This is a genomic window from Janthinobacterium sp. SUN206 (assembly GCF_030587305.1).
Taxonomy (GTDB): domain Bacteria; phylum Pseudomonadota; class Gammaproteobacteria; order Burkholderiales; family Burkholderiaceae_D; genus Janthinobacterium; species Janthinobacterium kumbetense.
This window is the reverse complement of the sequence record NZ_JAPWIB010000001.1, coordinates 1,758,643-1,772,054: the sequence shown is the minus strand read 5'-3', so window position 1 is coordinate 1,772,054 and position 13,412 is coordinate 1,758,643. Positions and strand designations below refer to the sequence as shown.

The window sequence follows — 13,412 nt, the reverse complement described above, 5'->3', positions numbered from 1 at the left end:
CCAGCAATGACCGAAGCAAGCCCAGAATCTTCCTTGGCGGAAACGCCGCCCGACCCGCGCGCGCAGGTGCTGGCCACCGTCGCCAAGCTGCCGAACTTACCCGGCGTGTACCGCTATTTCGACGCCGCCGACAAGGTGCTATACGTCGGCAAGGCGCGCGACCTGAAAAAGCGCGTCTCCAGCTATTTCCAGAAGAACCTGGCCAGTCCCCGCATCGCCATGATGGTCGAGCGCATCGCGCGCCTGGAAACGACCGTCACGCACAGCGAAGCGGAAGCCTTGATCCTGGAAAATAACTTGATCAAGGCGCTGCAACCGCGCTACAACATCCTGTTCCGCGACGACAAGTCGTACCCGTACCTGAAAATCACCAATGGCGATGCGCCGCGCATGGTGTATTACCGGGGCGCGGTGGACAAGAAAAACCAGTATTTCGGGCCGTTCCCCAGTTCCTGGGCCGTCAAGGAATCGATGCAGATACTGCAAAAGGTTTTTCTCATCCGCACCTGCGAGGACAGCGTGTACGCCAACCGCACGCGGCCCTGCCTGCTGCACCAGATCGGCCGCTGCAGCGCGCCGTGCGTGGACCTGATCAGCAAGGAAGACTATAAGAACGACGTGGAAAATGCGGCGCGCTTCCTGCGCGGGCGCCAGAGCGAGGTGATGGCCGACCTGGAAAAGAAGATGCACGCCTTTGCCGCCGAGCTGAAGTTCGAACAAGCCGTGGTGGTGCGCAACCAGATCGCCTCGCTGTCGCGCGTACTGCACCAGCAAAGCATGGAAACGACGGGCGACGCCGATGTCGACATCCTCGCCGTGCTGGTGCAGGGCGGGCGCGCCTGCGTCAACCTGGCCATGGTGCGCGGCGGGCGCCACCTGGGCGACCGCGCCTACTTCCCCAGCCAGCTCAGCGATGCGGCTGCCATTGCCGAGGAGCCGATCGAGGTGGAAGTGCTGGCCGCCTTCCTGGCGCAGCACTACACGGAAAAATTCATTCCCGGCACCCTGATCCTGAATATCGAATTCGACCAGCCGGCCCTGATGGTGGCGCTGATGGAGCAGTGCGGCCACCGCATCAACCTGATCTTCCAGCCGCAGGGGCAGCGCCGCCAATGGCTTGAGATGGCGCAAAAGGGCGCCGAGATTTCGCTTGCGCGACTGTTGTCGGAGCAGGGCTCGCAGCAATCGCGCACGCGCGCGCTGGCGGAGGCGCTGCGCCTGGAAACGGAAGACCTCGACAGCCTGCGCGTGGAGTGTTTCGACATCAGCCACACGCAAGGCGAGGCGACGCAGGCGTCGTGCGTCGTATTCCATCACCACGCCATGCAGAACGGCGAATACCGGCGCTACAACATCAACGACATCACCCCCGGCGACGATTACGCGGCCATGCGCCAGGTCCTGATGCGCCGCTACGAGAAAGTGGCGAATGGCGATGGCGTGATGCCCGACGTGGTCTTGATCGACGGCGGCAAGGGGCAGATCGAAATGGCGCGCCAGGTGTTCGCCGAGCTGGGACTCGATATCAGCTTGATTGTCGGCGTGGCCAAGGGGGAAGGGCGCAAGGTGGGCCTGGAAACCCTGCTGTTCGTCGATGGCCGCGCGGCGCAGGAGCTGGGCAAGGAATCGGCGGCACTGATGCTGATCGCGCAAATCCGCGACGAGGCGCACCGCTTTGCCATTACGGGCATGCGCGCCAAGCGCGCCAAGACGCGCCAGACCTCGCGCCTGGAGGAGATAGAAGGCATCGGCGCCAAGCGCCGCCAGAAGCTGCTGTCCCGCTTTGGCGGCTTGCGCGGCGTGGTCGATGCCAGTGTCGAGGACCTGATGTCGGTGGAAGGGATTTCCACGCAACTGGCAGAAGAAATCTACAAGCAGCTGCACTGATGATAGAGCCGCCTGGTCCGGTGCCGCGGCAACCGGACTAGGCTAATACCCTGTGGCCATGTAGACTAGTGGCGCTTTCTTCACGCTTTCCTCATGTTCAATTTACCCGTCGGCCGATTGCTCTCTTATGCCTTTTAATATTCCCATCCTTTTGACCTGGCTGCGCGTGGCCCTGATACCGCTCGTCGTCGGCGTGTTTTACTTGCCGCCGTCGATGCTGCTGCATGGCGACCAGAACCTGGTTGCCACCCTGGTCTTCATTGTTGCCGCCGTCACAGACTGGTTCGACGGCTTCCTCGCGCGACGCTGGAACCAGACTTCGGCCTTCGGCGCCTTCCTCGACCCGGTCGCCGACAAGCTGATGGTGGCGGGTGCCTTGCTGGTGCTGGTGCAACTGGACCGTGTCAATGCCGTGCTGGCCTTCATCATCATCGGCCGCGAAATCACGATTTCCGCGCTGCGCGAATGGATGGCGCAGATCGGCGCCTCGAAGTCGGTAGCCGTCAGCTCGATCGGCAAGATCAAGACGGCCGCGCAAATGACGGCCATTCCCTTGCTGCTGTACCACGAAGTGATCTTTGGCGCGATCGATACCCATGTGTGGGGCGAGAAGCTGCTGTGGATCGCCTGCGTGCTGACGGTGTGGTCGATGTTTTACTATTTGCGCCTGGCGTGGCCTCTCATCAAGGAAAAGGCTGGAAATCTGCACTAAGAACAGGCAGGCGGCTGCTTTGTGCGGAATATTTTGCAAAAGACCAGATATTGCCCGTTGACAGCCCCTGTAATCCCTCTATAATGCTGGCCTGTTGTTGATGACGCGGGAGTAGCTCAGTTGGTAGAGCGCAACCTTGCCAAGGTTGAGGTCGAGAGTTCGAGACTCTTCTCCCGCTCCAGTTTTCTGGATCGTGTCATAGGTAAAAACAGCAGATGCAGTAAAAAGTAGTACTGGCGATGTAGTAGAGCTTCTGATACAATGTTGTCCACTGCGGGAGTAGCTCAGTTGGTAGAGCGCAACCTTGCCAAGGTTGAGGTCGAGAGTTCGAGACTCTTCTCCCGCTCCAGTGAATGCTGGATCAGCAGTAAAGCAGCACTGGTAAACGGTAGCAAAAGGCAGTAAAATAGCGGTTCGTATGCGGGAGTAGCTCAGTTGGTAGAGCGCAACCTTGCCAAGGTTGAGGTCGAGAGTTCGAGACTCTTCTCCCGCTCCAGCGAAAGCTGAAGCAGTACAGCAAGAATGGCAGTAGCAGAAAATAGAAGCTCCAATGCGGGAGTAGCTCAGTTGGTAGAGCGCAACCTTGCCAAGGTTGAGGTCGAGAGTTCGAGACTCTTCTCCCGCTCCAGAATTCTAAAGGGAAGCTAAGCTGGCTTCCTTTTTTTATCCGCCGCCATGCGCGGCGCGATTATGCGGTAACCAAGCTCCAATGCGGGAGTAGCTCAGTTGGTAGAGCGCAACCTTGCCAAGGTTGAGGTCGAGAGTTCGAGACTCTTCTCCCGCTCCAGTTTTCAAGGTGGGCCGCAAGGCGCATCCAAGCAGTTCCTCTGGCGAGGTAGCAAAGAGGTTATGCAGCGGCCTGCAAAGCCGTTTAGACGGGTTCGATTCCCGTCCTCGCCTCCAGATGAAAAAAATAGCCCACTTTCGAGTGGGCTATTTTTTTGTCTGCGCTTTGGCCAGACTTTTGCCGATGGCGCATCTTGTATAATGCCGGCAAGCTCAGCCGCGCCGCCTGGCGCCTTGATGAACCTCCCCCTTTCCGCCATACCGATGTAGTCACTGACGACTTTCCTGTTCCGTTCGACCTCAGCGCCGCGTTTCTGTGACGCCCGCTGGCATGGCCGCGCCTGATTATTCTCCATCCGGCCGGCATTTTCCTGTTCCGACTTTGGATACGCATCAATGATCAACACAACTTTTCGGGATGAGTGGTACTCGAACCTGCAAAAAAACGTCTTGGCGGGCTTGACCACGTCATTTGCCCTGGTGCCAGAATGCATCGCCTTTGCCCTGGTGGCGCAGCTCAATCCCCTGATGGGCCTGTATGGCGCCTTCATCATCTGCGCCATGACGGCCATCTTTGGCGGACGTCCCGGCATGATTTCCGGCGCCGCCGGCTCCATGGCCGTCGTCATCGTGGCGCTGGTGGCGCAACACGGCGTGCAATACCTGCTGGCTACCGTGGTGCTCGGCGGTATCTTGATGGCGTTATTCGGCATCTTGCGTCTGGGCAAGCTGATTCGCATGGTGCCGCATCCCGTGATGCTGGGTTTTGTGAATGGCCTGGCCATCGTCATCGCCATGTCCCAACTGGAACACTTCCGCCAGGCCACGCCGCAGGGCGAAGCCTGGCTGCAAGGCACGCCCTTGCTCGTGATGGGTGGCCTGGTGCTGCTCACCATGGCCATCGTCTACGTGCTGCCGCGCCTGACAAAAGCCGTGCCGCCGGCGCTGGTGGCCATTCTGGGCGTGGGCGTGCTCAGCCATGTTTTGCACCTGCCCACGCGCACCCTGGGCGACCTCGCGCATATCGCGGGCGGCTTGCCGGCCCTGCATTGGCCTGCCGTGCCGCTGGACATGGCCACCTTGCACATCATTTTTCCGTATGCGGCGCTGATGGCCATGGTGGGTTTGCTGGAAACCTTGCTCACTTTTAATCTCACGGATGAGATAACAGAAACGCGGGGGCAGCCGAACCGCGAATGCATCGCTCTCGGCGCATCGAACGTCGTCTCGGGCCTGTTTGGCGGCATGGGCGGCTGCGCCATGATCGGGCAGACGATGATCAACCTGAGTTCCGGCGGCCGCTCGCGCCTGTCGGGCGTGACGGCCGGCGTGATGATCTTGCTGTTCATCCTGTTCCTGTCGCCGCTGATCGAGCGCATCCCGCTGGCGGCCCTCGTGGGCGTGATGTTCGTCGTGGCGCAGCAGACGTTTGCCTGGGGTTCCTTGCGCGTGCTGGGCAAGGTGCCGTTGCAGGATGCGCTGGTGATCGTCGCCGTGACGGTGATCACGGTATTCACGGACCTGGCGATGGCCGTGCTGTGCGGAATCGTCATCGCCGCCTTGAATTTTGCCTGGCAACATGCGCGCGACATGCGTGCCGACATCGATGACAGCACGCAAGGCATGCGCGTCTACTTGCCGCATGGCACCCTGTTTTTTGCTTCCACCACGCATTTCCAGGAACTGTTCCAGGCAGCGTCGGACCCGGCCCGCGTCATCCTCGACTGCCGGCACCTGCACATGGCCGACCACTCGGCCATCGCCGCCATCGAATCGCTGTATGAGCGCTATGACAGGGCAGGCAAGCATCTGCAGGTGACGCATCTGTCCGCCCGCAACGAGGCCTTGCTGCAGCGGGCCGGGGTGGATGTGGGCGTGGCGTAAAATATTGGATTGCTGAATGTCTGTGGAGTGTGAATGCTGTCGAACGAACAAGAACAATTATTGCAACAAAGCCAAACGGCTTTTGACGCCTACTATGACGCGCTGGGCGCTTCGCTGGTGAATTTCGTCGAGCGCCTGGGCATCCAGCCGGCGCACGAAGTGTTGACGAACGCGGCCGAATACCTGCCGTACATCGATGCGGCCATGCGCACCATCGTCATTCGCGACGAGAGCTGGCAGTGGGTAAAAACCATGCTCGGCTACTTTATCGGCGAGTATTTCGTGCAAGGCCATGCGGGTTGCTGGTATGTGGAAACGCGGGCGGAGTCGCCGTATTTCTGCCGCATCATGGTGGGCGGCTTCGAGCATGGCATGCCCGTGGACGCCGCCATTGATCCGGAAGCGCTGGCGCTGGAATTTCTGGGGCAATCCGCGCCGCGCGAGCTGGCGGCACTGATCACCCAGGCGCAAGCCCGCGCGGCGTGATGCCGCACGGCTTGCAGAAGCGGATTTAAAACTCTTCCCACTCGCCTTCGGCCGGGCTTGTTGCCTTGCTGCTGGCGCGCGTCGCGGGCAGGCGCAGGGCGGGGGCCGTAGCCTTGCGAGCCGGTGCGGCTGCTGGCGCTGCGGGCGCGCTGCGTTGCGCCGCCTTGGTGCTGAAACGGTCGGTCGCGGCTGCATTGGCGTCCAGGCGGAAGACGCTGACCACCTGCGCCAGTTCGCTCGCCTGTTCCTGCATCGCTTCGGCCGCCGCCGAGGCTTCTTCCACCAGGGCTGCATTTTGCTGCGTTACCTGGTCCATTTCGGAAATGGCCTGGTTGACTTGCTCGATGCCCGCGCTCTGTTCTTCGCTGGCGTTGCTGATCTCGCTCATGATGGACGTGACGAAGCCGATGCTTTGCACGATTTCTTCCATCGTCTTGCCGGCCTTGTCGACCAGGTCCGTGCCCACGTCGACTTTTTGCACGGAGTCGTCGATCAAGCCCTTGATTTCTTTTGCCGCCGCTGCCGAGCGCTGCGCCAGGTTGCGCACTTCCGTGGCGACCACGGCAAAGCCGCGACCCTGTTCGCCGGCGCGCGCCGCTTCCACGGCCGCGTTCAAGGCCAGGATGTTGGTCTGGAAGGCGATGCCATCGATGACCGAGATAATATCGACGATTTTCTTCGACGAGGTATTGATCTCGCTCATGGTGGCGACCACTTCGGCCACCACGGCGCCGCCGCGGCTGGCGATGCCGGCCGCGTCGCCAGCCAGTTTATTCGCCTGGCGCGCATTGTCCGCGTTTTGCTTGACGGTCGAAGTCAGTTCTTCCATCGACGAGGCCGTTTCTTCCAGCGAACTGGCTTGCTGTTCCGTGCGCGACGACAGGTCCTGGTTGCCGGCGGCGATTTCCGCGGAGGCCGTGGCGATGGTGTCGGTACCGCTGCGCACCTGGCCGACGATGCCGACGAGGCTATCGTTCATGGTTTTCAGGGCATGCATCAGCTGGCCCGTTTCATCGCGGCCCTGGGCCGTGATGACGCTGCTCAAGTCGCCCGCTGCCACGGTTTCCGCCACTTTCACGGCGGCGCGGATGGGGCCGGTGATCGAACGCGTGATCCACCAGGCAAAGCCGATGCCCATCAGCACGGCCAGCACGCCCATGGTGATCAGGAAGATGCGGGTGCCGCTGTAAGCTTCGATGATGCTGGCGCCGACGCCGTCGGCCGCCTTGATCTGCATGCCGGCAAAGCGCTTCACTTCGGCCAGGTAAGCCACGGTGATGGGCGCGACTTCCTTGTCGAACACGATCTTGGCGCCCGCCACGTCGCCGTCGGCCTTCATCTTGAAGGCGCGTGCGCGCGTCGTCACGTAGTCGGTGCGCACCTTGCGCACCACCTTGAACTGCTCGATCACGGCCGGGTTGAGCAAGGACGCGATGATGTCGTCCTGCAGCTTGCTGGAACGCTCCGCATCGACCTTCAAGTCTTCCTCGATCTTGGCGCGCACGACCGGATCGGTGATCTCGAACGAGGCGACGCCGCGCACGCTGTTCAGTTCAATGATCTTCGACCATTCGGCCACCATGCGCTGGTTCTTGATGCTGGTATTGATGAGGCGATAGGTCAGGTCGCTGGCCGTTTGCATGCGCACGAGGGCGGTGATGGTCAAGGCGGCAAGCAACAGCAATACGACAGCAAAGCCGACGCCAAGGCGGCTGCCGATGTTCAGGTTTTTCATGTAATTCCTAACAGTTTAATAGTCATGATCGCCGCCGCCAGCAGGGGCGGACAGGCGCCGCAAGGCGCAGGGGATCGGGGTCTTCGGGTGCCGCGTGATAGCTGTGCGGCGCGCCACGCTGAGCGTGGCGATGGAGGTAAAGCAAGGGGCATATCGGTCAGGCTGACCGCTGCCCAGCAAGCCGCAAGTATAGCATTGACGCAGGGAAATAGTTTCTGGCGGCAATTTTAATTATTTTTTGATATTGATTTCCTGTTGCTTTTTTACGTCAAGTACCTAGTTAATAAGTACTATCACTTACATTCATCCTTACTTTTCCCATCGCTGGCTGATAAAATACTAATGATAATCATTCGTATTAAAACTTCGACCAGGGAATTGTATGCAGCAACAGCGCAAGCCAGGATGTAAACCGATCACCATCGCCGTACTGGGCGCCTTGACCTTGGGCGCCACGCCACTGGCGGCCTGGGCACAGGAAAGCTTGCCCGCCGTCACCGTGACGGCGTCGAAGGACAAGGATGGCTACGTGGCCGCCACCTCCGCCAGCGGCACCAAGACGGAAATGGCCTTGCGCGACGTGCCGCAAACGATCAACGTGGTGCCGGCCGCCGTCATCCGCGACCAGAACGCCATGTCGATCCAGGACATCATGAAGAACATCCCCGGCGTGGGCTTGTCGACGGGCGACGGCCAGCGCGACCAGGTGTTCATCCGCGGCTTCACGGCCATTGGCGACCAGTTCGTCGACGGCTTCCGCGATGACGCGCTGTATTTCCGCGACCTGTCGAACGTGGAGCGCCTGGAAGTGATCAAGGGACCGGCCGCCGTGCTGTACGGCCGCGGTTCCTCGGGCGGCCTGGTGAACCGCATCACGAAGAAGCCGGGCGTGGACATCGCGGATGTGGCCCTGAGCTTGACGAACACAGCAGGGCGCCGCGGCGAAGTCGACGTGGGCCGTGTCGGCGAGACGGTGGACTGGCGTGTCACGGGCGCGCGCGAATTGTCGGACAGCTACCGCGACCAGCAATTCATCAACCGCACGGCGCTGGCGCCGTCCGTGGCCATCCGCCTCTCCAGTGCCACCAAATTGCTGCTGCAGGGCGATTACCTGGAAGACCGCCGCCTGACGGACTTCGGCATCCCGTCCTACCACGGCCGTCCCGTGGCCGTCGATGCGGGCACATATTACGGCGCCGCCAACGCCCGCGATGCCGACTTCAGCCAGTCGCGCGTGGTGTCCACGGCCGCCACCCTGACGCACAAATTCAGCGATAGCTTGTCGCTGCGCAATGCCTTCCGCTACTACGACTATCACCTGGACCGCAACAACACGAATATTTCTGGCAACGTCAACGAAGTCAAGGGCACGATGAGCCTGGGCCACGCCAAGCTCAACCGCGACGAGAGCGGCTGGTTCAACCAGACGGAACTGACGCAAAAGCTGGTCACGGGCACCATGCGCCACGAAGTGCTGTACGGCGCCGAATTCGGCAAGCAAAACAAGGATGCCAACAGTTGGGCCGCCATCGCTGTAACGACACCTGCGAAGCCCGTGTCGATCTTCAATCCTGTTCTGCCCGTCGTCGATCGCAGCAAGCTGGGCGCGCGCAGTGATACCTTCGGTACCTACGACACGGCCGCCGCTTACGTGCAGGACGCCATCAGCTTCAGTGACGAGTGGAAGGCGCTGGCCGGCTTGCGCTACGACCGCTACAAGCAGCAGTCGCGCCTGGCCAATGCGCTTGGCGTGACGACGGCGGATTTGTCGCGCACGGATTCGGCCTACAGCCCCCGCGCCGGCCTCGTCTGGCAGCCGGGCGCGACGCAATCGTACTACGCCTCGTGGAGCCGTTCGTTCCAGCCGAGTGGCGAGAACTTCGCCCTGGCCGCCAACAATGCCGACCTGGCGCCGGAAACCACGCGCAACACGGAAGTGGGCGCCAAGTATGACCTGTGGGGCGGCCGCGCCAACGCCACCGTGTCGCTGTTCCGCCTGGAGCGCGACAATATCAAGACCAGCGACCCGATCACGAACCGCATCGTGCCCGTCGGCACGCAGCGCACGGATGGCCTGGAACTGACCTTCAACGCGGACTTGCACGATGGCTGGAAAATGATGGCCGGCTACGCTTACCTGGACGCCACCATCACCGATTCCATCGCCAAGGACAAGAGCGTCAATGTGCCGGGCGGCACCGTCGCCAGAGAAGTGCCGGTCAAGGGCAAGCGCGCGACCTTGACATCGCGCAATACGGCCAACCTGTGGCTGACGAAAGACCTGGGCCACGGCTTCACGGTGGGCGGCGGCGCGAACGCCGTCGGCAGCCGCTTCGCCAATCCGGGCAACACGGTGGTGCTGCCAGGCTATGTGACGGCCGACGCCATGGCCGCGTACCGCACGGGCCGCTATGAAGTGCAGCTGAACGTCAACAATATCGGCGACACGCGTTACATCGTGTCGGGCCACGGTTCCAGCCCGAACCTGAGCTTGCCGGGTGCGCCGCGCAATGTGGCGCTGACCTTGCGCTACAGCCTGTAATTTGGCCTGGCAGTTCGGCCGCATCCCCCAAAACCCGCTCGCGAGCGGGTTTTTTTTCGTGGGTGGGTAGCGATGTGCAAGCGTGCCGGGCAGGCTGGCATTGTTTAGAGGGAACGTTCGGTATCGTCAAATTAATATTGACTAAAGGCAATTTTTTCCAGCGGACTAAGCCTTGTCGGAGTTTGAGGGGTAAAATACTGTCATACGGCACAGGCATGGTGCTTATATCTTAGTGATATGACACTACCACGACGCCGTATGACTTTTTATTTACTCACATCATAGAGGCCTGAATATGGTTCAGATGTCCAGGCGCCAGTTCCTTCGGGTAACTGGCGCGACCATTGCTGGTTCCAGCCTCGCCCTGCTCGGTTTCGCACCGGGCCAGGCGATGGCGGAAGTGCGGCAATACAAGCTGTCTCGCACCACCGAGACACGCAATACCTGTCCCTACTGTTCGGTAGGATGTGGCGTCCTGCTGTATGGACTGGGCGACGGCGCGAAAAACGCCGTCTCCAGCATCATCCACGTGGAAGGCGATGCCGATCACCCGGTGAACCGCGGCACCTTGTGCCCGAAAGGCGCCAGCCTGGTCGACTTCATCCACAGCCCGAACCGCCTGAAAGTGCCCGAGTACCGCGCACCGGGCGGCACGGAATGGCAACCGATCTCCTGGGATGTGGCGCTCGACAAGATCGCGCGCCTGATGAAGGATGACCGCGACGCCAACCTGATCGAAAAGAATGCCGACGGCAAGACCGTCAACCGCTGGCTCTCCACCGGCATGCTTGCCGCGTCCGCCGGCAGCAACGAGGTGGGTTACCTGACCCACAAGACAGTGCGCAGCATGGGGATGCTGACCTTTGATAATCAGGCGCGTGTATGACACGGACCGACGGTGGCAGGTCTTGCCCCGACGTTTGGCCGTGGCGCGATGACGAATCATTGGGTCGATATCAAGAATGCCGATGTGATTTTGGTCATGGGCGGCAATGCAGCAGAAGCACACCCTTGCGGATTCAAATGGGTAACGGAAGCGAAGGCGCATAACAAGGCCAAGCTGATCGTTGTCGATCCGCGTTTTACCCGTACCGCATCCGTGGCAGATTACTACTGCGCCACGCGTACCGGCACGGACATCGTCTTCCTCGGCGCGATCATCAATTATCTGCTGACGAACGACAAGATCCAGCATGAGTACGTGCGCAACTACACGGACATGCCCTTCATCGTGCGCGAAGACTATGCGTTCGAGGACGGCCTGTTCTCGGGTTTCGACAAAGAAAAAGGCAAGTACACCAACAAGGCCACCTGGGATTACGAGATCGGCGAAGATGGCTATGCCAAGGTCGACCCGACCCTGGAACACCCGCGCTGCGTCTACCAGATGATGAAGAAGCACTACGCGCGCTACACGACCGAGATGGTCGAGCGCACGTGCGGCGTGTCGGCCGACAAGTTCCACAAGGTGGCGGAAGCCCTGGCTTCGACCGCCGTGCCGGGACGCGCCGGTACCATCCTGTACGCGCTGGGCTGGACGCACCACTCGACGGGCGCGCAAACCATCCGCACGGGCGCCATGGTGCAGTTGCTTCTGGGTAATATGGGCATCGCGGGCGGCGGCATGAACGCCTTGCGCGGCCACTCGAACATCCAGGGTCTGACGGATCTGGGCCTGATGTCGAACCTGTTGCCAGGCTACATGACCTTGCCAAACGAGTCCGAGCAGGATTTCGACGGCTATATCGCCGCGCGCGCCACCAAGCCGCTGCGGCCGAACCAGCTCAGCTACTGGAGCAATTACCGCAAATTCCACGTCAGCTTCATGAAGACGTGGTGGGGCGACTTTGCCACGGCGGAAAATAACTACGCCTTCGACTACCTGCCGAAACTCGACAAGCCGTATGACTTGATGCAAGCCATCGAGAACATGCACCAAGGCAAGATGACGGGCTATATCTGCCAGGGCTTCAATGTGCTGGCGTCCGCGCCGAACAAGCAGAAGGTCACGGAAGCGCTGTCGAAGCTGAAGTTCCTCGTCATCATGGATCCGCTGGCCGTGGAAACGGGCGAATTCTGGAAGGCGCACGGCCAATACCACGAAGTCGATCCCACCAAGATCATGACGGAAGTGTTCCGCCTGCCGACCAGCTGCTTCGCCGAAGAGCGCGGTTCGCTGGTGAGTTCCTCGCGCGTGCTGCAGTGGCACTGGCAGGCGGCCGAACCGCCGGGCCAGGCGCGCAGCGACCTGGAGATCATGTCGGGCCTGTTCTTGCGCATGCGCAACATGTACAAGAAAGAAGGCGGCAAGTTCCCCGATCCTATCGTCAACCTGACGTGGAATTATGCGCAGCCGCATAACCCGCAGCCGGAAGAAATCGCCCGCGAATTCAATGGCAAGGCGCTGGCCGACTTGTACGATCCGAAAGATCCGACCAAGCTGCTGGTGAAGAAGGGCGAGCAGCTGGCCTCGTTCGCGCAATTGCGCGACGACGGCACGACCACCAGCGGTTGCTGGATCTTCGCCGGCAGCTGGACCCAGGCGGGCAACCAGATGGGACGGCGCGACAATAGCGACCCGACGGGCATCGGCCAGACTCTGGGCTGGGCCTGGGCGTGGCCGGCGAACCGCCGCGTGCTGTACAACCGCGCTTCGTGCGACTTGAAGGGCAAGGCTTTCGACCCGACGCGCAAGTTGATCGAGTGGAATGGCACGAACTGGAGCGGGGCCGATATTCCCGACTTCAAGGTCGACGAACCGCCGGAAAACGGCATGGGTCCGTTCATCATGCTGGGCGAGGGCGTGGCGCGCTTCTTTGCGCGCGGCGCCATGGCCGAGGGGCCGTTCCCCGAGCATTACGAGCCGTTCGAAAATCCGCTGGGCTACAACCCCATGCATCCGAAAAACCCGCAAGCGACCAGCAATCCGGCCGCGCGCGTGTTCGCCGATGACCGGAAAATGTTCGGCACGCATGAGGAATACCCGCATGTGGCCACCAGCTACCGCCTGACCGAGCATTTCCATTACTGGACCAAGCATGCACGCCTGAATGCCATCATCCAGCCGCAGCAATTCGTCGAAATCGGCGAAGAATTGGCCAAGAGCATCGGCGTCGTTGCCGGTGGGGAAGTGCGCGTCAGTTCCAAGCGGGGTCACATCATCGCCAAGGCCGTCGTCACCAAGCGCATCAAGGCTTTGATGATCGAGGGTAAGCCGGTGCATACCGTGGGCCTGCCGCTGCACTGGGGCTTTACGGGCGTGGCCAAGCCGGGGTATCTGATCAATACCCTGACGCCGGGCGTGGGGGATGCGAATTCGCAAACGCCGGAATTCAAGTCCTTCCTCGTGAAGGTGGAAAAAGCATGATGGGAGCTCAATA

At 61.0% G+C, this 13,412-nt stretch carries 7 protein-coding genes and 6 tRNA genes; 12 read left to right on the top strand and 1 reads right to left on the bottom strand.

Annotated elements, in window-relative coordinates:
* The first annotated feature begins 6 nt into the window (after positions 1–6).
* The 10 genes from uvrC (at position 7) to O3300_RS07870 (ending at position 5,755) form a co-directional block, all read left to right on the top strand.
* Complete coding sequence (gene uvrC, locus O3300_RS07915) at positions 7–1,887, top strand: excinuclease ABC subunit UvrC (RefSeq protein WP_077406680.1); 1,881 nt, start codon at positions 7–9, stop codon at positions 1,885–1,887.
* A gap of 127 nt (positions 1,888–2,014) precedes the next feature.
* Complete coding sequence (gene pgsA / locus O3300_RS07910) at positions 2,015–2,599, top strand: CDP-diacylglycerol--glycerol-3-phosphate 3-phosphatidyltransferase (protein ID WP_034749601.1); 585 nt, start codon at positions 2,015–2,017, stop codon at positions 2,597–2,599.
* Between the two features lie 105 nt (positions 2,600–2,704).
* Positions 2,705–2,780, top strand: a tRNA-Gly gene (locus tag O3300_RS07905).
* A gap of 92 nt (positions 2,781–2,872) precedes the next feature.
* Positions 2,873–2,948, top strand: a tRNA-Gly gene (locus O3300_RS07900).
* A 71-nt stretch (positions 2,949–3,019) separates the two neighbouring features.
* Positions 3,020–3,095: transfer RNA gene (locus tag O3300_RS07895), tRNA-Gly, on the top strand.
* 56 nt (positions 3,096–3,151) lie between these two features.
* Positions 3,152–3,227, top strand: a tRNA-Gly gene (locus tag O3300_RS07890).
* Between the two features lie 83 nt (positions 3,228–3,310).
* Positions 3,311–3,386 (top strand) — tRNA-Gly (locus O3300_RS07885).
* Positions 3,387–3,428: 42 nt separating this feature from the next.
* A tRNA-Cys gene (locus tag O3300_RS07880) sits at positions 3,429–3,502 on the top strand.
* Between the two features lie 279 nt (positions 3,503–3,781).
* On the top strand, positions 3,782–5,269 hold the full coding sequence (locus O3300_RS07875) for a SulP family inorganic anion transporter (protein WP_305052647.1): 1,488 nt from the start codon (positions 3,782–3,784) through the stop codon (positions 5,267–5,269).
* 33 nt (positions 5,270–5,302) lie between these two features.
* A complete protein-coding gene (locus O3300_RS07870; RefSeq protein WP_251348073.1) occupies positions 5,303–5,755 on the top strand; it encodes a hypothetical protein in 453 nt (150 codons plus the stop codon).
* Between the two features lie 25 nt (positions 5,756–5,780).
* On the opposite strand, the gene O3300_RS07865 is transcribed toward O3300_RS07870, so the two are convergent.
* Positions 5,781–7,490 (bottom strand): methyl-accepting chemotaxis protein, encoded by a 1,710-nt coding sequence (locus O3300_RS07865; RefSeq protein ID WP_251348074.1) that lies wholly within the window; start codon positions 7,488–7,490, stop codon positions 5,781–5,783.
* Positions 7,491–7,872: 382 nt separating this feature from the next.
* On the opposite strand from O3300_RS07865, the gene O3300_RS07860 reads away from it, so the two are divergent.
* Together O3300_RS07860 and fdnG are read left to right on the top strand one after the other, a co-directional pair.
* The gene (locus O3300_RS07860) at positions 7,873–10,032 is read left to right on the top strand and encodes a TonB-dependent siderophore receptor (RefSeq protein WP_305052646.1); all 2,160 of its coding nucleotides are present in this window, start codon (positions 7,873–7,875) and stop codon (positions 10,030–10,032) included.
* A gap of 295 nt (positions 10,033–10,327) precedes the next feature.
* On the top strand, positions 10,328–13,399 hold the full coding sequence (gene fdnG / locus O3300_RS07855) for a formate dehydrogenase-N subunit alpha (RefSeq protein WP_143451508.1): 3,072 nt from the start codon (positions 10,328–10,330) through the stop codon (positions 13,397–13,399).
* Positions 13,400–13,412 lie beyond the last annotated feature (13 nt).

Excerpts from the sequence above, each read along its gene's own strand:
- uvrC (WP_077406680.1), top strand. The coding sequence starts at position 7 with ATGACCGAAGCAAGCCCAGAATCTTCCTTGGCGGAAACGCCGCCCGAC.
- pgsA (WP_034749601.1), top strand. The coding sequence starts at position 2,015 with ATGCCTTTTAATATTCCCATCCTTTTGACCTGGCTGCGCGTGGCCCTG.
- O3300_RS07875 (WP_305052647.1), top strand. The coding sequence starts at position 3,782 with ATGATCAACACAACTTTTCGGGATGAGTGGTACTCGAACCTGCAAAAA.
- O3300_RS07870 (WP_251348073.1), top strand. The coding sequence starts at position 5,303 with ATGCTGTCGAACGAACAAGAACAATTATTGCAACAAAGCCAAACGGCT.
- O3300_RS07865 (WP_251348074.1), bottom strand. The coding sequence starts at position 7,490 with ATGAAAAACCTGAACATCGGCAGCCGCCTTGGCGTCGGCTTTGCTGTC.
- O3300_RS07860 (WP_305052646.1), top strand. The coding sequence starts at position 7,873 with ATGCAGCAACAGCGCAAGCCAGGATGTAAACCGATCACCATCGCCGTA.